This window comes from Mesorhizobium sp. ISC11, from assembly GCF_037162595.1.
Lineage (GTDB): Bacteria > Pseudomonadota > Alphaproteobacteria > Rhizobiales > Rhizobiaceae > Mesorhizobium > Mesorhizobium ciceri.
In genome coordinates this window covers 2,273,671-2,294,802 of sequence record NZ_JAVSPW010000001.1, presented here as the reverse complement: position 1 = coordinate 2,294,802, position 21,132 = coordinate 2,273,671, and the positions used below count along the sequence as shown (strand labels likewise).

The 21,132-nt window shown below is 61.8% G+C and carries 18 protein-coding genes; 10 read left to right on the top strand and 8 right to left on the bottom strand.

Annotated elements, in window-relative coordinates:
• Window positions 1-68: 68 nt before the first annotated feature.
• Together RPF88_RS11500 and RPF88_RS11495 are read left to right on the top strand one after the other, a co-directional pair.
• Window positions 69-1,349, top strand: coding sequence for an O-acetylhomoserine aminocarboxypropyltransferase (locus tag RPF88_RS11500; RefSeq protein ID WP_024504598.1), 1,281 nt, complete (start codon window positions 69-71; stop codon window positions 1,347-1,349).
• A gap of 6 nt (window positions 1,350-1,355) precedes the next feature.
• Entirely contained in the window at window positions 1,356-1,706 is a 351-nt protein-coding gene (locus RPF88_RS11495; RefSeq protein ID WP_337122441.1) for a cupin domain-containing protein, read from the top strand.
• 54 nt (window positions 1,707-1,760) lie between these two features.
• Here the strand turns inward: RPF88_RS11495 and RPF88_RS11490 are convergent, their stop codons facing one another.
• Together RPF88_RS11490 and RPF88_RS11485 are read right to left on the bottom strand one after the other, a co-directional pair.
• Entirely contained in the window at window positions 1,761-2,645 is an 885-nt protein-coding gene (locus RPF88_RS11490; protein WP_224620225.1) for an AraC family transcriptional regulator, read from the bottom strand.
• Window positions 2,646-2,921: 276 nt separating this feature from the next.
• Window positions 2,922-4,172, bottom strand: coding sequence for a cytochrome P450 (locus tag RPF88_RS11485; RefSeq protein WP_337122440.1), 1,251 nt, complete (start codon window positions 4,170-4,172; stop codon window positions 2,922-2,924).
• A gap of 104 nt (window positions 4,173-4,276) precedes the next feature.
• Here RPF88_RS11485 and RPF88_RS11480 point away from each other — a divergent pair, with 104 nt between their 5' ends.
• A complete protein-coding gene (locus RPF88_RS11480; protein WP_337122439.1) occupies window positions 4,277-5,380 on the top strand; it encodes an NAD(P)/FAD-dependent oxidoreductase in 1,104 nt (367 codons plus the stop codon).
• Between the two features lie 25 nt (window positions 5,381-5,405).
• Here RPF88_RS11480 and RPF88_RS11475 read toward each other — a convergent pair whose 3' ends face one another.
• Entirely contained in the window at window positions 5,406-6,785 is a 1,380-nt protein-coding gene (locus RPF88_RS11475; RefSeq protein ID WP_337122438.1) for a pyridoxal phosphate-dependent decarboxylase family protein, read from the bottom strand.
• A gap of 49 nt (window positions 6,786-6,834) precedes the next feature.
• The gene (locus RPF88_RS11470; RefSeq protein WP_337122437.1) at window positions 6,835-7,425 is read right to left on the bottom strand and encodes a hypothetical protein; all 591 of its coding nucleotides are present in this window, start codon (window positions 7,423-7,425) and stop codon (window positions 6,835-6,837) included.
• A gap of 338 nt (window positions 7,426-7,763) precedes the next feature.
• Between RPF88_RS11470 and clpP the strand changes: the two genes are divergently transcribed.
• The 4 genes from clpP to RPF88_RS11450 all read left to right on the top strand — a co-directional run bounded on the left by clpP (window position 7,764) and on the right by RPF88_RS11450 (window position 13,254).
• Window positions 7,764-8,393, top strand: coding sequence for an ATP-dependent Clp endopeptidase proteolytic subunit ClpP (clpP, locus tag RPF88_RS11465; RefSeq protein ID WP_013532191.1), 630 nt, complete (start codon window positions 7,764-7,766; stop codon window positions 8,391-8,393).
• A 297-nt stretch (window positions 8,394-8,690) separates the two neighbouring features.
• The gene (gene clpX / locus RPF88_RS11460; protein ID WP_013532190.1) at window positions 8,691-9,965 is read left to right on the top strand and encodes an ATP-dependent Clp protease ATP-binding subunit ClpX; all 1,275 of its coding nucleotides are present in this window, start codon (window positions 8,691-8,693) and stop codon (window positions 9,963-9,965) included.
• A gap of 306 nt (window positions 9,966-10,271) precedes the next feature.
• The gene (gene lon / locus RPF88_RS11455; RefSeq protein ID WP_013532189.1) at window positions 10,272-12,683 is read left to right on the top strand and encodes an endopeptidase La; all 2,412 of its coding nucleotides are present in this window, start codon (window positions 10,272-10,274) and stop codon (window positions 12,681-12,683) included.
• Between the two features lie 298 nt (window positions 12,684-12,981).
• Entirely contained in the window at window positions 12,982-13,254 is a 273-nt protein-coding gene (locus RPF88_RS11450) for an HU family DNA-binding protein (protein WP_006201846.1), read from the top strand.
• 143 nt (window positions 13,255-13,397) lie between these two features.
• Here the strand turns inward: RPF88_RS11450 and RPF88_RS11445 are convergent, their stop codons facing one another.
• Window positions 13,398-14,420 carry an aldo/keto reductase gene (locus RPF88_RS11445; RefSeq protein ID WP_337122436.1) on the bottom strand — a complete coding sequence of 341 codons (1,023 nt, stop codon included), beginning with the start codon at window positions 14,418-14,420 and terminating at the stop codon, window positions 13,398-13,400.
• Between the two features lie 222 nt (window positions 14,421-14,642).
• On the opposite strand from RPF88_RS11445, the gene RPF88_RS11440 reads away from it, so the two are divergent.
• Window positions 14,643-15,164 carry an SIS domain-containing protein gene (locus RPF88_RS11440; protein WP_442921297.1) on the top strand — a complete coding sequence of 174 codons (522 nt, stop codon included), beginning with the start codon at window positions 14,643-14,645 and terminating at the stop codon, window positions 15,162-15,164.
• Window positions 15,165-15,167: 3 nt separating this feature from the next.
• On the top strand, window positions 15,168-15,911 hold the full coding sequence (locus RPF88_RS11435; protein ID WP_337122434.1) for a creatininase family protein: 744 nt from the start codon (window positions 15,168-15,170) through the stop codon (window positions 15,909-15,911).
• A 50-nt stretch (window positions 15,912-15,961) separates the two neighbouring features.
• On the opposite strand, the gene RPF88_RS11430 is transcribed toward RPF88_RS11435, so the two are convergent.
• The 3 genes from RPF88_RS11430 to RPF88_RS11420 form a co-directional block, all read right to left on the bottom strand.
• The gene (locus tag RPF88_RS11430; protein WP_013532185.1) at window positions 15,962-16,879 is read right to left on the bottom strand and encodes a carbohydrate ABC transporter permease; all 918 of its coding nucleotides are present in this window, start codon (window positions 16,877-16,879) and stop codon (window positions 15,962-15,964) included.
• A gap of 26 nt (window positions 16,880-16,905) precedes the next feature.
• Window positions 16,906-18,027 carry a carbohydrate ABC transporter permease gene (locus RPF88_RS11425; protein WP_127369901.1) on the bottom strand — a complete coding sequence of 374 codons (1,122 nt, stop codon included), beginning with the start codon at window positions 18,025-18,027 and terminating at the stop codon, window positions 16,906-16,908.
• 88 nt (window positions 18,028-18,115) lie between these two features.
• Complete coding sequence (locus RPF88_RS11420; RefSeq protein WP_013532183.1) at window positions 18,116-19,780, bottom strand: ABC transporter substrate-binding protein; 1,665 nt, start codon at window positions 19,778-19,780, stop codon at window positions 18,116-18,118.
• A gap of 289 nt (window positions 19,781-20,069) precedes the next feature.
• On the opposite strand from RPF88_RS11420, the gene RPF88_RS11415 reads away from it, so the two are divergent.
• A complete protein-coding gene (locus RPF88_RS11415; RefSeq protein WP_024504587.1) occupies window positions 20,070-21,128 on the top strand; it encodes an ABC transporter ATP-binding protein in 1,059 nt (352 codons plus the stop codon).
• Window positions 21,129-21,132 lie beyond the last annotated feature (4 nt).

Here is a 21,132-nt window from a genome sequence, read left to right as displayed (position 1 = left end):
TTGCATTCGCGCTCATGCTTCGCCAAGAATGCCCGGCGATTTCAAGAGTTTCAAAAGGGAGGTTTTCAGTGACCCGCACGCCAGGTTTCAACACGCTCGCCGTCCACGCCGGTGCCAAGCCCGATCCGGCGACCGGCGCGCGCGCCACGCCGATCTACCAGACGACCTCCTTCGTCTTCGACGATGCAGACCATGCCGCGTCGCTGTTCGGGCTGAAGGCCTTCGGCAACATCTACACCCGCATCATGAACCCGACCCAGGCGGTGCTGGAAGAGCGCATGGCGGCCCTTGAAGGCGGCACGGCGGCACTCGCGGTCGCCTCCGGCCATGCGGCGCAGGTGATCGTGTTCCACAATCTGATGCAGCCGGGCGACAATTTCGTTGCCGCCAACAAGCTTTACGGCGGTTCGATCAACCAATTCGGCCATGCCTTCAAGAATTATGGCTGGGAGGTGCGCTGGGCCGACACCAACGATATCTCGACCTTCGAAAGCCAGATCGACGACAGGACCAAGGCGATCTTCATCGAGAGCCTCGCCAATCCGGGCGGCACCTTCGTCGACATCGAGAAGATCGGCGACATCGCGCGCAAGCACGGCCTGCCGCTGATCGTCGACAACACACTGGCCTCGCCCTACCTCATCCGGCCGATCGAGCATGGCGCCGACATCGTCGTCCATTCGCTGACCAAATTCATCGGCGGTCACGGCAATTCGATCGGCGGCGCCATCGTCGACGGCGGCACCTTCGACTGGTCGAAGTCGGGCAAATACCCGATGCTGTCGGAACCGCGCCCCGAATATGGCGGCCTCGTCCTGCACGAAACCTTCGGCAATTTCGCCTTCGCCATTGCCGCGCGCGTGCTCGGCCTGCGCGATCTCGGCCCGGCGATCTCGCCGTTCAACGCCTTCCTCATCCTGACCGGCCTGGAAACCTTGCCGCTGCGCATGCAGCGCCACTGCGACAACGCCGTCACCGTCGCTGCCTGGCTGTCCAACCATCCCAAGGTAGCCTCGGTGAACTACCCCGGCCTGCCCTCAGACAAGAACAACGCGCTGCAGAAGAAGTACTCACCGCTTGGCGCCGGCGCCGTGTTCACCTTCGCTCTCAAGGGGGGCTATGACGCCGGCGTGAAATTCGTCGAGGCGCTCGAACTGTTCTCGCACCTCGCCAATGTCGGCGACACCAAGTCGCTGGTCATCCACCCGGCCTCGACCACGCACCGCCAGCTTTCCGACGAGCAGAAGGTCAAGGCCGGCGCAGGACCGGACACGGTGCGGCTTTCGATCGGCATCGAGGACGTCAACGACATCGTCGCCGACCTCGAACAGGCTCTAGCCAAGGTCTGACCGATCATGAGCGAGTCAAACTTTCTTTCCATCGGCGTCGACGCTGTCGACGCCGAACAGGGTGCACCGGCGCCCGACCGGCTGATCTCGGGCGATCCCAAATTCCGCACCTGGAATGTCGAGGAGCGCGACGGCGGCCTCTATGCCGGCATATGGGAATCGACCCCGGGCAAATGGCGCATCGTCTATGACGAGTGGGAGTTCTGCCACATCCTGTCCGGCGTTTCGGTGATCGCGGAGGACGGTGGGCAAGCGCGCACCGTCAAGACCGGCGACAGCTTTGTGCTGAAGCCCGGCTTCAAGGGCAGCTGGGAAGTGCTTGAAGCGACTCGCAAGGAGTATGTGATCAAGCTTTGATCTCGCGTCGCCATGATGCTCGCGATCGGGGGGACAAACCGCTGTCCTGCCGAGCTATTTCAGAGGCAGAAAGAGTTCAACGACCACTTCGCGTAGCGGGCCCTCCGGGAAGTGGGACAGATGTCGTTGACAATAGATCGGAAAGTCGCGTGCTTCCTCGCCGCTGGCCGGAAGCCATTCACGATAAAGATAAAGTGCTGCGGGTTCGAGATTGTTGGTATTGCCAGGGTAGCGCAGCACCGCGCAGCGCCCGCCGGGGATCACGCCAGCCTTCATCTGCCCGTCATTCGCCTCGATCGGCCGGTCTGTCCCGGCACAAATGTCCATGCTGTAGTCAGCCGGGACCGCGGGCTCCCTTTCGGAACGGAAGACGTTGAAGGTCGGGCTTGTCTCGGGCGACAAGCCCGCCGCCTTACGCCAGGCGATGAACCGCTGGATGGTGTCCTGGAGCGTCGCCCGGTCTCCGCGGTGCTCCATGATCGCCACCGGCGTCGGGGGCACATCGCGGATCGTCACGTCGTCGTGTTCAAAGATTATCTGCATAAGCGTGTTCCTTGCTTTTTCGAGGGGCCCGAAGGCCATGAGCCACGACCCCCAGTCGGGAGACTTCCGGAACGACGACGGCGATTGTCCGAACCGTTGCCGAAAGGCGCGGGCGAAGGCATCCGGCGCGTCGTAACCGGCATCCATGGCTATGTCGGTGACGCTTTGGGCGTCACTTTCGGCAAGTCTGTACGAAGCACGCTTCATGCGGGCGAGCTGGACATAGCGATGCACGGACACCCCGAAGGTGGACGTGAACTGCCGGTGGAAATGATATTTCGAGAACGCCGCGACACCGCTCAACGCCTCCAGCCCCAGATCGTCATCCAGATGCTGGTCTATATGGTCTAGCACCCGCTGCATTCGGGCTTGGTAGTTTTCAAGTGCGGCCTTCAACGTCTCTTTCTCCGTGACGACACCAGTTAGGCCTTTCCGGATATATCGCGCTCGACCGATCTTGCGATTTGGCATGGATCGACAGGGGCTGCCAGCAACGGCCTTCAGGCTCTCCCCCAAACTTGTGCTGCCTGCGTATGACTATTTCGCTGGAACTGGCTGAGCAGCTTCCGGTGCCTTGTCGTGGAAGGGCATCGTGGGCGGTCCGGTGAGCCGACCTTGTGGTTGCTGCTGGCGCTATGGCTGGAATAGGCCGGCGCCCAAATCCGCGCTTCGTCAAAAGCCGACGGCGAGCCTTTCCAGCCCATGGAAGTGGTAAGTGTCGCGGAAGCTTGGCCTTTCGGCAAGATGCAGCTTCGGGTGCCGTTCGAACAGGGTTTTCAGCGACACCTGCAATTCTAGCCTGGCCAGCGGCGCGCCGATGCAGAAATGGATGCCGGCGCCGAATGACACGTTCTTCTGGTCCGGACGATCGGGCCGGAAAGCTTGCGGTTCGGCGAAGGCGCGCGGGTCATGATTGGCCATGCCGAGCAGCAGCCCGATCGTCTGGCCCGGCTGCACGACAATGCCAGGTGCGACTTCGGTCTCCTGATAGGCATAGCGCGTGAACATGTGCAGCGGCGCGTCGAAGCGCAGGCATTCCTCGACCGTTGCCGCGGTCGCTTCGGGTGAGCCGAAGAAGCGGCTGACATCGCCGCCTTGCATAAGGATCGAACGGACAGCGTTGCCGGTCTGATGCACTGTCGCTTCATGACCGGCATTGAGCAGCAGGATCGCCGAGGACACCATCTCGTCCTCCGACAGCTTTTTGCCGTCCTCCTGCGCCGAGATCAGCAGCGACAGCAGGTCGTCGCCAGGGTTCTTGCGTCGCTCGGTGACATGGAAACGCAGGAAATCGGCAAATTCGCCCGCGGCGCGGTTGGCCGTCTCTTCGATCGCGCGCGTGCGGCCATGCATGTACATGGCAACCATCTGGTGCGACCAGTCGAGCAGTTGCGGCCCCATGTCGACCGGCACACCGAGCATTTCGGCAATGATGGTGATCGGCAAGGGCGCCGCGAAGGCAGGCAACAGGTCGACCGTCTTGCCTGGTTCGAAACGGTCGATCAGCTCGTTGGCCAAAGCCTCGACACGCGGCCGCAGCCGTTCGACCTGACGTGAGACGAAGGCACGGTTCACCAGTGTTCTCAGCCGCGTGTGCACGGGTGGCTCCAATTCCAGCATCGAATTGGCTTCGATGCCGTCGAAAGCCCTGAGATGGCTACGGTCCTGTCCGATACCGCGACTGTCTGGAATGCCGGCCGGATTCTGGCGGCCGAAACGGCGGTCGCGCAGCAGCCGGTTGACGTCGTCGAAGCCGCCAAAGCACCAGAAGCCGAATTCTTCCCAGAAGAAGGCATTCGATGCGCCGTGCAGAAATGCATAGGCCTCGTACGGGTTCTGAAAAAAGGCAGGCTCGTGCGGATCGAGCCGCAGGTGTCGCGTGGCTGGATCAAAGACCAGGCCGGGTGGCGTCAATTTGCTCATGCCAGACCAATAGCGCGGCTTGCCAGTCCGGTTCCAGACCGTATGTTGGCGCCCGCAACCCAATGCGTTGAGCCAGCCGACAAGGCTGCGGAAAGTCTGATCTGATGAATGTGATCGTTGTCGGCGCGGGTATTGCCGGTCTCTCGACGGCGTGGTCGCTGGTCAAGGCGGGTCACAGCGTTTCGATCGTCGAGCAGGGGCCGATCCCAAACCCGTTGGCCGCCTCGGGCGACCATCATCGCATCATCCGCCGCGCTTACCGCGCGGGGACCGGCTACGGCCGGCTGATCACCGAAGCCTACCGGGCCTGGGACGAGATGTGGGCCGATCTCGGCGAAAGCCACCTCGATCCCAGAGGATTTGTCTGCATTTCGCGCGAGCCTGGCGACGAGGCCGAGGAATATCGCGAGGGCCTGGAAGAAGGCAATTTTCCGTTCGAACTGCTGGAGCCCGATGCAGCCGTGAAACGCTGGCCGTTTCTGGAAGCCGGGTCGTTTCGCTACGCCTATTTCTCGACCGAAGGCGGCGCCCTGCATTGCCGCAAGATCGCGTCCGGCCTGGCAAAGTGGCTGCGCGCCAACGGCGCCAATGTCTACGAAAACAGCAAGGTCGTCGAGGTCGACGCCGAAGCCGGCCGCATCGTGCTCGAAAGCGGCTCGACGATGCAGGCCGACCGCATCGTCGTCGCCGCCGGCGCCTGGGTGCTAAAACTGTTTCCGGAACTGGACGGCGAGCTGAAGACCTATCGAACCGCACTCGCCTATGTCGAACCGCCGGCCGACCTCGAAGCTGCCTGGCAGGCTTCACCGGTCGTCCTCGATATCGGCGGCTCGGTCGACGGCTATGTGATCCCGCCTTCCGGCGGCGCCGGCATGAAATTCGGGTCCGGGCTGCATAGGGTGCCGACCAGCGACGCCGACTGGAACCGTGAGCCGGTGGCGGGCGAGGGCGAGGCGATCCGCAACTTGTTTTCGCCTCCGATCGCCCGCATCGAAGAGTATCAGGTGACCGAAGTCGTCACCTGCGCCTACACTTTCACATCAGACGAAAAATTCATGGCGCATGAAAAGGGCAAATGCCTTGTTGTCTCGGCATGCTCCGGCCACGGCTACAAGTTCGGCGCTGCGGTCGGCAGGCGCGTTGCCGCTGCTGTCGGCGATGGGGATATCGCCGGTCTGAAGGCATGGCTACGGGCGGAGGTCGCCTGAAACACGAGGCCAAATCCGCAGCGGTTCAATGATTGAGTTCGTCTGCGGCGGCAATGACTTCGGACACAATCGCCCGCACGTCATCCAAGGTCGTCCTGTGATTGACGAAACACGCCCGCAGCGCGAACTGACCGTTGATCGTTGCATTCGACAGATACACGCGGCCGCGCGCGATCACGCGGCGCAGGATCGCTTCATTGTCCTTAGAGCGGTAACGGAAACAGACCGCGCTTAGCGATACCGGCGCAAGCTGCTCAAGCTCCGGCTGTGAAGCGATTGCCTGTGCCAGCATCTGGGCATGGTAGAGATCGCGCGCGATGGCTTCGCGATAGGCACGGCGCCCGTGATACTGCAGCGACATCCAGAGCTTCAGCGCACGGAAGCGCCGAGACAGTTCGATCGACTCTTCAAAGAATGCAAATGCTTCCGTTGGGTCTTCGCTCAATATCCTGACGTAGTCGTCGCTGTGCGAGAAAGTCGTGCGCGCAATGTCTGGGTGACGATTGAGCAGGCAGCCGCAATCGAGTGGCTGATAGAGCCATTTGTGCGCATCGAGCGACAGCGAATCCGCCAAAGACAGTCCCTGGAACTTTTCCGGGACGGCCAGCGCCGCCAGTCCCCCATAGGCCCCATCGACATGCATCCACAACGCTTCCTTGCGGGCAATGTCTGCGATTTCGGGAAGGGGATCGATCACACCGGAGATGATGGTGCCGGCCGTGGCCACGATGGCGATGGGCATGTTGCCGATGCCGCGGTCGGCGGCAATAGCTGCCTGGAGGGCATCCGTCCGCATCCTGAATTTGTCGTCGACAGGGATCAAACGGAGATTTTTTCTACCGATCCCCAACAGCGCGACGGCCTTGGGAATGGACATGTGCACTTGCTCGGAAGCATAGATCACGCACGGTCGCACGCCTGTTTCGTTGGCTGGCAGCTTCGCTTCCCGCGCCATCGCCAGGGCCATGAGGTTCGCCGTCGAGCCGCCGCCGCACAGGCTGCCTGTAAATCCGGGGCAACCGACAGCCTCCGCCAACCATTCGACGACGGCGCGTTCGATCGATGTCGCAGCCGGTGCCGAGCGCCACGACGTCACATTCTGATTGAGCACCGCAGCCAGCAATTCCCCCAGCGCGCCGATCGGTTCGCCGGAGCCGACGACATAACCGAAGAACCTGCCGGTTGAAGGCCGCACATGCTCCGCTATCGACTTGAAATCCTGCAAGACTTCCCGACCACGACCGCTCTCCTGCCAAGGCCGCGAGAAGAGTTCCGTCGTCTGTTTGCCGCTGGTCGTGGGATACGTCCGACGTTCCTCGAGGGAGGCCCAATAGCCTTTGGCAAGCGCCAAGGCTTCTTCGGCAAGGTCTGACAATTCCTGATTGGAAATTTCCAGGTCGCACATGCCCTCAGCCCAACGGAGATCCGCTGCGACGCAGGGTACGCCATGCGCGCTAATCCTGGCAATGCCTGGGAATATGCACCCGCCGCCAGCCCGATGAACCTTCGCGGACCAAGACGCGCCGCGCGACGGTCTGGTAGGAGGCGGGGACATCGATGACGCGCCTTTGTTCCGGCCGCACCAGCACCTCTTCGGCAATCCTGTCGTATTGCGCCGGGATGACGACGCGCCGCGTGCGTTCTGGCCGGATCACGACGGTCTCTGCGACACGTTCGTAGCGCGCCTTGTGCCATACCTTGCACAGCACCTTGCGGCCATGGATGACGCGCCATTCCCAGGAATAGCCGCCGCCATCGACCCGGACCGTACGGTAGACGGTGCGGGTGACGGCCGGTACGATCTGGTAGGTCACTTGCGCCGGAACGGTCATCACGACGCGCTCGCGCGTGCCAAAGATAGGGGCGATATAGTCGACCTGCTGACCGGGCGGACTGATCATCACGTCTTCATAGACCGTGTCGTAGACGGCCGGACTGCGGACCGGCTCATAACATTCGACGGCGCGGCCGCCGGCCGCCGTCTGCGAAATCGTGCCGAGCACGGTCAGCCCGGCAATGGTGAAGCATGCGGTTTTCCCGGGCATGACACTCCCCCTGTTGAACTCTATGCATAAGTTCAACGTTGAATTGTAGAGGAAGCCGTCTCGGAAAAAAGCGGTTTCGGCGCATTTCGTTAAGTGACGCGGTTAAGAAACTGCTACGTTGCGGGGCCGGCGATGCGGCTCCGGACCCGCGGAAGCATCCGCCGCCGCGAATCCTTGGTCAGAAAGCTTGATTCGACTTACCCAGATGGCTAGGAGGGGTCGGCCTTGCACAAGGACGAGCCGGCATCCTATTTACGGAATAACGATCCAGAACCGATTCTGCCCGATCTGCCGGCATTCCCGGCGCCGGAATCCCACCGCGAGATAAGAGATACCTGATGAAGAACCCCGTCGAAACCTACATGAACCTCGTTCCGATGGTGGTCGAACAGACCAATCGCGGCGAGCGGGCCTACGACATTTTCTCGCGCCTCCTCAAGGAGCGCATCATTTTCATCACCGGTCCGGTCGAGGACGGCATGGCGACGCTGGTCTGCGCGCAGCTTTTGTTCCTCGAAGCTGAGAATCCGAAGAAGGAAATCAACCTTTACATCAATTCGCCGGGCGGCGTCGTCACCTCGGGCATGGCGATCTACGACACCATGCAGTTCATCAAGCCGGCCGTGTCGACGCTCTGCATCGGCCAGGCGGCTTCGATGGGTTCGCTGCTCCTGACTGCCGGTCACAAGGACATGCGCTTTGCCACGCCGAACGCCCGCATCATGGTTCACCAGCCTTCCGGCGGCTTTCAGGGCCAGGCGTCCGACATCGAGCGCCATGCCCTTGATATCATCAAGCTGAAACGTCGCCTCAACGAGGTCTACGTCAAGCACACCGGCAAGAGCTACGAAGAGATCGAGAAAACGCTCGACCGCGACCATTTCATGACCGCCGACGAAGCCAAGGATTTCGGCCTCATCGACAAGGTCATTTCGTCGCGCGAGGCGGCCGAAGGGGCGCTGGCATAAAGGCAAGTTGGCAGTTGGATGGCACCATCACGCGCTTTTGGCGCGTCTTGCGGCATTTCGGCCACAATTGGCTGTTCCCTCGGGGGACAGGATTGCCTACGTTAAGGCTATGTTGAGTTTCGGCGGCTTAGCTTTATGCGGGGTTGTCGCGAATCATTGCCACGTTTTCTGATTTGTGTTTCGTACGGAATGCGTTGCGGGAGCCGGGACACACTGGCGGCGGCGGATTCCCGCGATAGATAGAGTATGCGCCCTTTCAGCCAGACCATCGGCGGGCGGCCATGAAAGGACATGAAAATGAGCAAGGTCGGCAACAACAGCGGCGATTCCAAGAACACGCTTTACTGCTCGTTTTGCGGCAAAAGCCAGCACGAAGTGCGCAAGCTGATCGCCGGTCCGACGGTCTTCATCTGCGACGAGTGCGTCGAACTCTGCATGGACATCATCCGTGAAGAGAACAAGACCTCGATGGTGAAGTCGCGCGAAGGCGTGCCGACACCGCAGGAGATCCTCAAGGTTCTCGACGACTATGTCATCGGTCAGCCCTACGCCAAGCGCGTGCTGTCGGTGGCGGTCCACAATCACTACAAGCGCCTCGCGCATGCCGGCAAGAACAACGATGTCGAACTGGCGAAGTCCAACATCCTTTTGATCGGCCCGACCGGTTGCGGCAAGACGCTGCTCGCGCAGACGCTGGCCCGCATCATCGACGTGCCGTTCACCATGGCTGACGCGACGACGCTGACCGAAGCCGGCTATGTCGGCGAGGACGTCGAAAACATCATCCTGAAGCTGTTGCAGTCGGCCGACTACAATGTCGAGCGCGCCCAGCGCGGCATCGTCTACATCGACGAAATCGACAAGATTTCGCGCAAGTCGGACAATCCCTCGATCACCCGCGACGTGTCGGGCGAGGGCGTGCAGCAGGCGCTCTTGAAGATCATGGAAGGCACCGTCGCCTCCGTGCCGCCACAGGGCGGCAGGAAGCACCCGCAGCAGGAATTCCTGCAGGTCGATACAGCCAACATCCTGTTCATCTGCGGCGGCGCCTTCGCCGGGCTGGACAAGATCATCTCGGATCGCGGCCGCAAGACGTCGATCGGCTTCGGCGCGGTCGTCGCTTCGCCGGAGGATCGCCGCACTGGCGATGTTTTCCGCCTGGTCGAGCCCGAGGACCTGTTGAAGTTCGGTCTTATCCCTGAGTTTGTCGGCCGTCTGCCGGTCTTGGCGACGCTGGAAGACCTCGACGAACCGGCGCTGATCCAGATCCTGACCGAGCCGAAGAACGCGCTGGTCAAGCAGTATCAGCGGCTGTTCGAGATGGAAAATGTCGACCTGACCTTCCATGAGAACGCTCTTTCGGCGATCGCCAAGCGCGCCATTGAGCGCAAGACCGGCGCGCGCGGCCTGCGTTCGATCATGGAGGCGATCCTGCTCGACACGATGTTCGAGCTTCCCGCACTCGAAGGCGTGCGCGAAGTGGTGATTTCGGAGGAGGTGGTGACCGGCAGTGCCCGGCCGCTCTACATCTACTCCGAGCAGAAGGAAAAGAAGGGCAATGTCAGCGCCTGACATGAGCCCGCAGCGAAATTCTGAAACGGCGCCGCAAGGCGCCGTTTTGCTGTCGCACAGCGGTTTTGCGCGGCGTACGGGCTGGCGTCGCAAATGTGTCACTCGCGGACGGGTTGGGAGTGCGGATTTGGACACGCCCCTTGATCTTTGGGGGTCGTGCATCCAACTAACTGGAGAAGGCCGAGGTGCCCGATTTCTGTGCTGTAAAACTCCCGTCACAAACGGTGGTAGGCGGAACGATCCCCGGTCGTTAATATAAGATTCGCGGTTGGCTCAATTAGCGGCCGCGACATGAAAGGTTGGACAATGGCCAAAGTATCCAAGGCACCCAGCGACGGCGTCTTCGCAGTTCTCCCACTGCGCGACATCGTGGTGTTCCCGCACATGATCGTTCCGCTCTTCGTCGGGCGTGAGAAGTCGATCAAGGCGCTGGAAGAGGTGATGGGTCAGGAAAAGCAGATCCTGCTTGCCACCCAGATGAATGCCGCCGATGACGATCCCGAGCCCGATGCCATTTTCGACATCGGCACGCTCGCCAATGTGCTGCAATTGCTTAAGCTGCCCGACGGCACCGTCAAGGTTCTGGTCGAAGGCGCTTCGCGTGCGAAAATCGTCTCGTTCACCGACCGTCCCGATTTCCACGAGGCCCGCGCCGCGGCGCTGGTCGAGCCGGAAGAGGAAGAGGTCGAGGTTGAGGCGCTGGCGCGTTCGGTCGTCACCGACTTCGAAAATTACGTCAAGCTGAACAAGAAGATCTCGCCCGAAGTGGTGGGTGCTGCCAGCCAGATCGACGACTACTCCAAGCTCGCCGACACGGTTGCCTCGCATCTCGCCATCAAGATCCCCGAGAAGCAGGAGATGCTGGCCACGCTCTCGGTCAAGGAGCGGCTGGAAAAGGCGATGGGCTTCATGGAAGCCGAAATCTCCGTCCTGCAGGTGGAGAAGCGCATCCGCTCGCGTGTCAAGCGCCAGATGGAGAAGACGCAGCGCGAGTACTACCTGAACGAGCAGATGAAGGCGATCCAGAAGGAACTCGGCGAAGGCGAGGACGGCCGCGACGAGGCCGCCGAGATCGAGGCGCGCATCAAGAAGACCAAGCTCTCCAAGGAGGCCCGCGAAAAGGCGGAAGCCGAGTTGAAGAAGCTCCGGACGATGTCGCCGATGTCGGCTGAATCGACCGTCGTGCGCAACTATCTCGACTGGATCCTGTCTATCCCGTGGGGCAAGAACTCCAAGGTCAAGCAGGACCTGGCTTTCGCGCAGAACGTGCTCGATACCGACCATTTCGGCCTCGACAAGGTCAAGGAGCGCATCGTCGAGTATCTCGCCGTGCAAAGCCGCCAGAAGAAGCTGAAGGGGCCGATCCTGTGCCTCGTCGGCCCTCCCGGTGTCGGCAAGACCTCGCTCGGCAAGTCGATCGCCAAGGCGACTGGACGCGAGTTCATCCGCATGGCGCTGGGCGGCGTGCGTGACGAGGCCGAGATCCGTGGCCACCGGCGCACCTATATCGGCTCGATGCCCGGCAAGGTCATCCAGTCGATGAAGAAGGCCAAGAAGTCCAACCCGCTCTTCCTGCTCGACGAGATCGACAAGATGGGCCAGGACTTCCGTGGCGATCCGTCATCGGCGTTGCTCGAGGTCCTCGATCCGGAACAGAACTCGACGTTCATGGACCACTACCTCGAGGTCGAATACGATCTGTCGAGCGTCATGTTCGTGACGACGGCGAACACGCTGAACATCCCGGCGCCCTTGATGGACCGCATGGAGATCATCCGTATCGCCGGCTACACCGAGGACGAGAAGATCGAGATCGCCAAGCGGCACCTGATGCCTAAGGTGATCCGCGATCACGCGCTGCAGCCGAAGGAGTTTTCCGTCGGTGAGGACGCGATCCGCGCCATCGTCCAGACCTACACCCGTGAAGCGGGCGTCAGAAGCCTGGAGCGCGAGCTGATGAAGCTCGGGCGCAAGGCGGTGACCGAGATCCTGAAGACGAAGAAGAAGACGGTGAACATCACGGCGGCGAACCTCGCCGATTACCTCGGTGTTGAACGCTTCCGCTTCGGTCAGGTCGAGGCTGACGATCAGGTCGGTGTCGTTACCGGACTCGCCTGGACGGAAGTCGGCGGCGAGCTGCTGACGGTCGAAGGCGTCATGATGCCCGGCAAGGGCCGCATGACGGTGACCGGCAATTTGCGCGACGTGATGAAGGAATCGATTTCGGCGGCGGCCTCCTATGTCCGCTCGCGCGCCGTCGATTTCGGCATCGAGCCGCCGCTGTTCGACAAGCGCGACATCCACGTGCACTTGCCGGAAGGCGCCACGCCGAAGGACGGCCCGTCTGCAGGTGCTGCCATGGCGACAGCCATTGTATCGGTACTGACGGGTATTCCGGTCCGGGCGGATGTGGCGATGACCGGCGAGATAACGCTTCGCGGCCGCATCCTGCCGATCGGCGGGCTCAAGGAGAAGCTGCTCGCCGCACTGCGCGGCGGCATCAAGAAGGTGCTGATCCCGGAAGACAATGCCAAGGATCTGGCGGAGATTCCGGACAATGTGAAGAACGGCATGGAGATCATTCCGGTCTCACGTGTCGGCGAGGTGTTGCGCCACGCGCTGGTGCGTATGCCGGAGCCGATCGAATGGGTCGAGCCGGTCAATCCGCCGGCTGCGACAGACAGTGCCGACGACGCTGGAAAGTCCCTGGCGCATTAGAGCGCCGGGCGTCCATCTGGACGCACAAAGGACGCTCTAACGCCCAGACTTGCGCATGGCCCTTGCCGCAAACCGGCTACGGTTTTCGGGGCCATGTGTTGGTTTTCGTCGAGGTTGCAGCGCACAAACGGAGAGCCGGGCCTGACGCCCGGCTTTTTCATGTGAAAAACCCCGGAATTCCGGGCTTTTTCCGCTTTTTTCCTGCCTTTTCGACTTGGTTGCGGGAGCGCTTCTTTCTAAAGTCCGTTTCCTGCCGGATGAGTCGATAGTTCCGGTGTTCTCATGGAAGGGAATTTTTATGAACAAGAACGAACTGGTGTCCGCTGTCGCCGACGCCGCGAGCATTTCGAAGGGTGACGCGCAGTCGGCGGTCGATGCGGTATTTTCCGTGATCACCGGCGAACTGAAGAAGGGCGGCGATGTCCGGCTTGTCGGCTTTGGCAATTTCACCGTGTCAAAGCGTGCCGCCTCGACCGGCCGCAATCCTCAGACCGGCGCAGAAGTGAAGATCCCGGCGCGTACCGTGCCGAAGTTCTCGGCCGGCAAAGGCCTCAAGGACGCAGTCAACTAAGCGTTTTTTCTTTTCAGAGACCTCAGAAAAGCCGGGCTTGCCCGGCTTTTCATTTTGGTGCCTACGTTGGTTCATGCGACCAGAAAAGCCGGGCTTGCCCGGCTTTTCATTTTGGTGCCCGACGCTGACGCGACGCGGCCGGCTTATGCGGTCGGCGCATCAGTGCGCATAAGACCTTCCTCCTTGAGATCCGCCCAAAGTGCTGCGGGCAGTTTCGCATCGAGCAGCGAGCGATTGCTCTCGACCTCGCTCGGCCGTTGGCCACCGGGGATCACCGAAACGACTGAAGGATGCAGCAGCGGGAATTGCAGGGCGGCCTCGATCAGCCTGACACCATGACGCTTGCAGACGTTCTCGATCCCGGCGACCCGGTCGAGTATGTCCTTCGGCGCTTCGGAGTAGTTGTAGTAGGCTCCGGGCTTCGGCCCTGTTGCGAGGATGCCGGAGTTGTAGGGTCCGCCGAGAACGATGCCGATGCCGCGTGCCTGGCAGAGCGGCAGGAAGGACGTCAGCGCCTCCTGTTCCAAGAGCGTATTGCGCCCCGCCAGCAGGAACAGGTCGAAGTCGCCGCGCTCAGCCAGCGTCTGCGCGACCTGCCACTCATTGATGCCGCCGCCGAACGCCTTGATCACGCCCTGGTCGCGCAGCGACAGCAGGCCGTAATAGCCCGAGCGCATGAACTCCTCGATGCGCCGGTCGGAGGCTTCCTTGCTGCCATGCGTGAAGATGTCGACATCGTGCACGAAGAGGATGTCGATCCGGTCGACGCCGAGGCGCTCAAGCGAGGCTTCGAACGAGCGCATAACACCGTCATAGCTGTAGTCGTACACCTCGCGGCGTGATGGCGTGTCGAAGAACTTGCCGATGCCGGTGCGCTCTTCGGGCGGGCAGGCACGCATGATGCGGCCGACCTTGCTCGACAGCACATAGTCAGCGCGCTTCTTGCCGCGCAGGAACGGGTTGAGCCGCGTTTCCGAGAGGCCGAGCCCATAGAGCGGCGCGGTGTCGTAGTAGCGGCAGCCGGTCGCCCAGGCGGCCTCCAGCGTGGCGTTGGCGTCCTCGTCGGAGACGGCACGGTAGAGATTGCCGAGCGGCGCCGCGCCGAAGCCGAGCTCGGTGAAACTGATGCCGCCATTGCCGATGCGGTCGAAATGCCGTGTCTTCATATCCTGCCGTTTGCCTCGCTTGATTTGTCTGACATGACACTATCACGCCTGTGATCAGGCAAAAGCATAGCTGCGCGTTGGACACGCATTTTCACGGTTGCTAGCATAACGAAATCAAGCTGTTCGTGGCAGCAAGAGCGGCAAATACCAGGGTGATTTTTCAATGGCGGGTTTGCGGTGAGCGACAAGAGCAAAAGCCTGTTCGAGACCGCACTTGAGGAGATGGGTGGCGTGCTGGCACGCATCGACGAAAGCCGGATCGACGCCGCCTGCAAAATGCTGGCCGGCGCGCGACAGATCGTCGTCTATGGCTGCGGCCGCGAGGCCTTGCAGGTCAAGGGTTTTGCCATGCGGCTCTACCATTTGGGCCTGCCGGTTTCCGTGGTCGGCGACATGAACACGCCGCCGCTGGGGCAGGGCGATGTCTTCCTGGTCAGTTCCGGGCCGGGAGAAACCTCGACCGTGCTGACCCTGATGCAGGTCGCGCGCCAAGCAGGTGCAACCAATCTCCTGCTGACCGCCCAGGCCGAAGGCAGCGCGGCAAGGCTTGCCGACTTCACGCTGCTCATTCCCGCGCAGACCATGGCCAACGATCAGGGGGCGCAAAAAACATCGGTCCTGCCGATGGGCTCGGTGTTCGAAGGCGCGCTGTTCCTGCTGTTTGAGGTGATGGTGCTGAAGCTTAGGGAATTGACCGGCGTGTCGCCCGAAGCCATGCGCGCCCGCCACACCAACATGGAATAGATCATGCGCTATGAACTGATGCTGCCACACCAGATCCGCAGGGCGATCGCCGAGAATTGGCCGGTCGCTCTGCCGCTCGGCGTGCTGGAATACCATGGCGAGCACATGGCCGTCGGCATGGACACGCTGGCCGTCATCAAGACGCTGGAGCTGTTCGAAAAGGAGAAGGACGTCGTCATCCTGCCGCCCTTCTACTACGGTGCGGCAAGCTATGCGGTGGCGCCGCCGGAAGGCAGCGGCTCGGTGCAGGTCGGCGGCAATGCGCTGGCGCCGTTCGGCGAGGAACTGTTCTACAGCCTGCTGCGCATCGGCTTCCGCAACATCCACGCCATTATCCACCACCAGACCGAGAACTTTGTCGCCGGCATGCCGACCGATCTGGCGTTCAAGGCCGCCGGCCGCCAGGCGATCTTCCGCTTCCTCGAAAAGGGGCGCGGCGAGGGCTGGTGGGGGTCGCAGGCGATGGCGGACTATTATTCAGGACACGCGGCGGGTGAAAATTTCTTCAACTGGGTGCAGGTGCATCCGCTGATGTCGGCTGACATGAACGGCAAGTACCCGTTCGACCATGCCGGCATCGGCGAGACCTCGCTGATGCTGGCGCTATGCCCGGAGGCTGTCGATGCCAATCACTTCGCCGACAATACCGGCTGGTACACGGCGAGCGCCAAGGATGCTTCGGCCGAGCTTGGGCAGAAGGGCGTCGCCATGATCATGGATCATCTCAGGGCGATCCTAAAGGGCTAGCGCGCGGCTTACCTTCTCCCACAAGGGGGAGAAGGTAAGAGGGCGCCATGCTACTTCACCGCGCCCGCGGTCATGCCCATGATCAGATAGCGCTCCAACGCGATGCCAATGACGGCGAGCGGCGCGATGGCCGCCGTCGCTAGTGCCGCCATCGACCACCAGTTGATGCCTTGCGAGCCGGTCTGGCTCGCCACCATGACGGGAATTGTCTTGGCGTCGGTCGAGGTCAAAAGGGCGGCGAAGAAATACTCGTTCCAGCACAGCACCATCGCCAGGATGAAGGCGGCGACCATGCCCGGCAGCGCGATCGGCATGACGATGCGGAAGAACGCGCCCCAGATAGACAGCCCGTCGACCAGGGCTGCTTCCTCAAGTTCGACGGGAATCGAATTGAACTGGTCGCGCATGATCCAGATGACGATCGGCAGCACCATCAGCGTGTAGAGCAGGATCAGCCCGATGCGCGTGTCGAGCAGGCCGACCTCGCGGTAGAGCACCAGGAAGGGCAGCGCCAGCACCACCGGCGGCAGGATCAGCTGCGACAGGAAGAAGAACGAGATGTCCTCGTTCTTGAACCAGGCGAAATGGTAGCGATAGCGGGTGAGCCCGTAGGCGGCGAGGCTGCCGATGATGATGGCGAGGCTCGACGCGCCGACCGAGGTGATCACCGAATTCATGAAGCGCTTGAGGAACTCCTCGCGCACGGTCGAGGTCTGGAAGATCGAGTCCGGCGACAGGCCGAGCGAACGCCAGCCCTTCCAGTCCGGCTGGAAGTCGACGAAGGGGATGAGATGGCCTTGCGTGACGTCGACTGCGGTCTTGAACGAGGTCGTGATCGTCCAATAGATCGGGAACAGGCAGATGAACGCCCAGAAGGCCAGCGCGCCATAGATGAAGACGCGGCTGGCGAGGAAGCTCGCCGGCGAGCGGATCTCCGAGGCGACATATTCGGTGGTCTGAACGCTCATCGGGCTCAATTCACCCCCATCTTGCTTTAATTGACATTGCGGACAAAACGGTTGGCAAATTTCAACAACCACGTGACGAACACGACGATGATCACCAGATAGGCCATCGCCAGCATGGTTCCGTAGCCGACATTCGAGCGGTCGCGGTATTCGCGGTAGATGAAGCTCGACACGGAATCGGTGGCGCCGCCGGGGCCGCCGGACGTCACGGTGATGATGATGTCGGCAAGCTTCAGCTTGAAGATGATGCGCAGGACCACCGCCGTCACCGACACCGGCAGCATCAGCGGGAAGGTGACCTGCCAGAAGGTCTGCCACGCATTGGCGCCGTCGACGCGTGCGGCTTCGAGCACCTCGCGCGACATCGCCTGCAGCCCGGCCAGCAGCATGATCATCATGAACGGAATGAAGGTCCAGGCATCCAGTATCATGATCGATATGCGCGCGATGATCGGATCGGAGAAGAAGGCGGGATTTTCCCAACCGAGATGGCGCGCCAGCGTTGCGGCCGGTCCGAACCTGTATTCCATCAGCGATTTGCCGATCATCCACGACACCGCGACCGGCGACAGCATCAGCGGCATCAGGAAGACGACGCGGAAGAATTTTCGCGCCCGGATCTGGGCATTGAGGAGCAGCGCCAAGCCGAAGGCAATGACATATTCGACCGCCACCGCCAGCACGTAGAGCACCATGTTGAACAGCGCGTTGCGGTAGTAGGGATCGCCCAGCATCTGCCAGAAATTGTCGAGCCCGTTGAACCGGCGGCCGCTGAAGGAACTGAGGTTCCAGTCGGTGAGCGCGATGTAGAAACCGAACAGCGTCGGGAAGATCACCATGGCGATGGTGAACAGCAGCGCCGGCAGCAGGAACAGGGCACGCTGGCCGTCTTCGCCGCGCGTCAGCACCTGGCCGACACCGATCGCCACGCCCCACAGAACATAGGCATAGACGACGGGGCGCCAGGTCTCGAAGCCGATCGTATCGGGGCTGCCCTTGTAGAGGATCTCCAGCACGATCGTCGCCAGCAGGCCAAGCGTCGCAGCGGCCATCAGCGCCCAGCCAAGGCGTTTACGGCCTGGAGAGATCAGATCGGAAGTGCCGGCATCTGCCGGCCACGGGTTCGCGGTCGATGTCTGGTCAGCCACAAATCTCGCCCGTTTGAAGGCTCTCGAGGAGCCGGAGCCTGTCTAAAGTGGTCCGGCGTTGCCGCCGGACCACGGTTCATAGGCCAGCCTACATGCCGAGCGAAGCTTTGTAGAGCTTGATCTGGTTGTCGCGGCCGATCTGGTCGGTCAGCTTCTCCCATGCCGCCGCGATGGCGTCGGCGCCTTCCTGCGCCTTCATCTTGCCCGCGAAAGTGTTGGCCAGGATGTCCTCGGCGGCGCTGTAGTACTGGAAGATGCCGGGGATGCGTGGCTCGATCGCCGCGTTCGGATGGTTGTAGCTGTCGGATTCCGATTTGAGGTAGGAGGTGATGAAGGCCTCGTCGTAGCCGGCCGCCACCCATTCGGGAATGTCGAAATGCGAGTTGCGGTAAGGCTGGAAGCCCGACGGATACATCGCCGTCCAGATCGACAGGTCCTTGCCACCGAGATGGGCTGCAGCGGACCATGCCGCCTTCTTCTTCTTTTCGTCGGCATCGACGCGGGCCATGACATAGACGCCCCAACCGAGATAGGCGCAGTTGGGCGCATAGTTCGGGCCGCTGGCGAGCTTGTCCCAGGCGCCGGTCTTCGCATTGTAGACATCGTCCGAGCCCGGCAGGATCGAGAAGCCGGTGACGTCGCCGACGACGGAAGAGTCGTTGGTCTTGACGTTGGAGCCGACGTCGCCCCACCAGGTGACCATCGAGCCGGTGCCAGCCAGGAACTGCTGGAAGGCGGTCGTGTTCGGATCGGCGTTGATCTGGTCGGCGGGTTCGGAGGGCAGCGCGTCGATGACGTCCTGGATGGCGCGCACCCAGGCCGGATTGTTGACGCGCGGCTTCATCGTGTCGGCGTCGAACAGCCAGGCCTTGTCGTCGGGGTGCTTGGCATAGGCGGTGGCGCGGCTGCCAAGGAAATAGAAGCCGAAGCCGCCCCAGGGCTTCGGCGCGTCGAGATAGCCATAGACGTCCTGGTCCTTGAGCTTCTTGCCCTTCAGGAACTTGGTCACCGCCTGAACCTGCTGCCAGGTCTTCGGCACGCCCCATTCACCTTCGCCGCCGCCGTCCTTCCAGGCCTTGGCGAGGTCGGCATCGGCGAACACGTCGGTTCGGTAGTTGAAGTTGTGCGCGTCGCCGTCGACGGTCACGCGGTATTGCTTGCCGTCCCAGGTGCCGACCGGCGGCTTCAGATAGCTGACCAGATCGTCGAAATCGATCTGGGTCTTGACCCAGTCGGGCATTTCCGACGTCAGGCCCTTGCCGCAGACATCGCCTTCGAACGGCGCGCCCATTTCGATGATGTCGAAGTCGACGGTCCCGGTCGCGATCGACTGCTGCAGGCGGGCGTTGTAGTCGGCCTGCGCCAGGTCGATCCAGTTGATCTTGGCGCCGGTATAGGTCTCCCATGGCTTCAGGAAGCCGCGGAACAGCACATTGTGCAGGTTCTGGTTGTTGAGACCCATGAAGGTCAGCTCGACGCCGGCGAATTCGCCTTCCTTGACATTGGCCTTGGTGGCTTCGAGGCAGAGTTCACCGACCTTCTGGAAATCGGCGTCCGTCGGCTGGCCTTTGCCGACGCCGGGGATCTGCAGGATTTTTGTGCGCAATTCGCTTGCCGCGGAGGCCGGGCGCGTCAAGGCGCCAAGTCCGGCGCCGGATGCGGCTGCGATCGCGGCCATGCTTGCCGCACCCTTCAATATGTCGCGCCTTGTGGCGCCGGCTCGAACCAGTTTGTCGTAAAGACCCGTTCTCATCGCCTATTCCTCCCAGAACATCAGTGTGAATAAATCGGCCAACTGTCGGACGCCGGAGCGCCAACGATGCTCCCGTTTCGGAAACGAATTAGGCAGGACCCCACCCTGCGTCGATTGAAGTTCCGATTGCGGATCGGGCACCGACATTTTGACCAGCGCCTGCCACTATTCTCACAACCCAACGCCGTGTCAACGAGAGCGGGTTTTTATCTATAAGGGACCGACTTGCCCTGGCAGGTCGCGTTGGTTAGCTTCTGCGCCTACGGCTAATGGAGCCGATGGGGGAGACATGGCGCAAGTCGCGATCAGCAAGGTGGCCAAGGCCTTTGGAACGGTCAAGGTTCTGCACGAAGTCAGCGTCGACATCGCAGACGGACAGTTCGTGGTGCTGGTTGGCCCCTCGGGTTGCGGCAAGTCCACGCTGCTCAGGATGGTGGCCGGGCTGGAGACCGTCTCCGCCGGCACGATCGCCATCGGCGACCGCGTCGTCAATCATCTGCCGCCGGCCAAGCGCGACATCGCCATGGTGTTCCAGAACTATGCGCTCTATCCGCACAAGACGGTCGAGCAGAACATGGCCTTCGCGCTCAAGCTCAGGAAAACCGATCCGGCCGTGGTCGCCGAGCGGGTCAAGCGCGCCGCCGACATCCTCGACCTCAACCCCTATCTGAAGCGCTATCCCCGCCAGCTTTCCGGCGGGCAGCGCCAGCGCGTGGCCATGGGCCGCGCCATCGTGCGCAATCCCCAGGTGTTCCTGTTCGACGAGCCGCTGTCCAATCTCGACGCCAAGCTGCGCGTGCAGATGCGCACCGAGATCAAGGAACTGCACCAGAGGCTGAAGACCACCACCATCTACGTCACCCACGACCAGATCGAAGCCATGACCATGGCCGACAAGATCGTCGTCATGCGCGACGGCCGCATCGAGCAGGTCGGCGCGCCGCTGGAACTGTTCGACCGCCCGGCCAACCTGTTTGTCGCCGGCTTCATCGGTTCGCCTTCGATGAACCTGCTCAAGGGCACCATGCGCAAGGGCGACAAGCCAGGGGTCGACATCGCAGGCACGCTGTTCCCGATCGGATCGGGCAACGCCGCACAGGACGGGCAAGCGGTCGTCTATGGCGTGCGACCGGAGCACCTCGAGATCCATCCCGACGGCGTGCCGGCGAAGATTTCGGTGGTCGAGCCGACCGGCTCGGAAACGCTGGTGTTCCTGCGCTTCGGCGAAGGCGAGATGGTGGCGCTGTTTCGCGAGCGCCACGATTTCAAGCCGGGCGATACACTGAAGCTGAAGCCAAGGCTCGACCAGATCCATCTTTTCGACGCAGAGACCGGCAAGCGTCTCTGATCCC

Bases quoted from the DNA above. Each gene is read 5' to 3' on its own strand.
- RPF88_RS11420 (WP_013532183.1), bottom strand. From the start codon at position 19,780: ATGAGAACGGGTCTTTACGACAAACTGGTTCGAGCCGGCGCCACAAGG.
- RPF88_RS11430 (WP_013532185.1), bottom strand. From the start codon at position 16,879: ATGAGCGTTCAGACCACCGAATATGTCGCCTCGGAGATCCGCTCGCCG.
- RPF88_RS11435 (WP_337122434.1), top strand. From the start codon at position 15,168: ATGCGCTATGAACTGATGCTGCCACACCAGATCCGCAGGGCGATCGCC.
- RPF88_RS11495 (WP_337122441.1), top strand. From the start codon at position 1,356: ATGAGCGAGTCAAACTTTCTTTCCATCGGCGTCGACGCTGTCGACGCC.
- RPF88_RS11480 (WP_337122439.1), top strand. From the start codon at position 4,277: ATGAATGTGATCGTTGTCGGCGCGGGTATTGCCGGTCTCTCGACGGCG.
- RPF88_RS11470 (WP_337122437.1), bottom strand. From the start codon at position 7,425: ATGCCCGGGAAAACCGCATGCTTCACCATTGCCGGGCTGACCGTGCTC.
- RPF88_RS11440 (WP_442921297.1), top strand. From the start codon at position 14,643: ATGGGTGGCGTGCTGGCACGCATCGACGAAAGCCGGATCGACGCCGCC.
- RPF88_RS11445 (WP_337122436.1), bottom strand. From the start codon at position 14,420: ATGAAGACACGGCATTTCGACCGCATCGGCAATGGCGGCATCAGTTTC.
- RPF88_RS11415 (WP_024504587.1), top strand. From the start codon at position 20,070: ATGGCGCAAGTCGCGATCAGCAAGGTGGCCAAGGCCTTTGGAACGGTC.
- RPF88_RS11485 (WP_337122440.1), bottom strand. From the start codon at position 4,172: ATGAGCAAATTGACGCCACCCGGCCTGGTCTTTGATCCAGCCACGCGA.
- lon (WP_013532189.1), top strand. From the start codon at position 10,272: ATGGCCAAAGTATCCAAGGCACCCAGCGACGGCGTCTTCGCAGTTCTC.
- RPF88_RS11450 (WP_006201846.1), top strand. From the start codon at position 12,982: ATGAACAAGAACGAACTGGTGTCCGCTGTCGCCGACGCCGCGAGCATT.
- clpX (WP_013532190.1), top strand. From the start codon at position 8,691: ATGAGCAAGGTCGGCAACAACAGCGGCGATTCCAAGAACACGCTTTAC.
- clpP (WP_013532191.1), top strand. From the start codon at position 7,764: ATGAAGAACCCCGTCGAAACCTACATGAACCTCGTTCCGATGGTGGTC.
- RPF88_RS11475 (WP_337122438.1), bottom strand. From the start codon at position 6,785: ATGTGCGACCTGGAAATTTCCAATCAGGAATTGTCAGACCTTGCCGAA.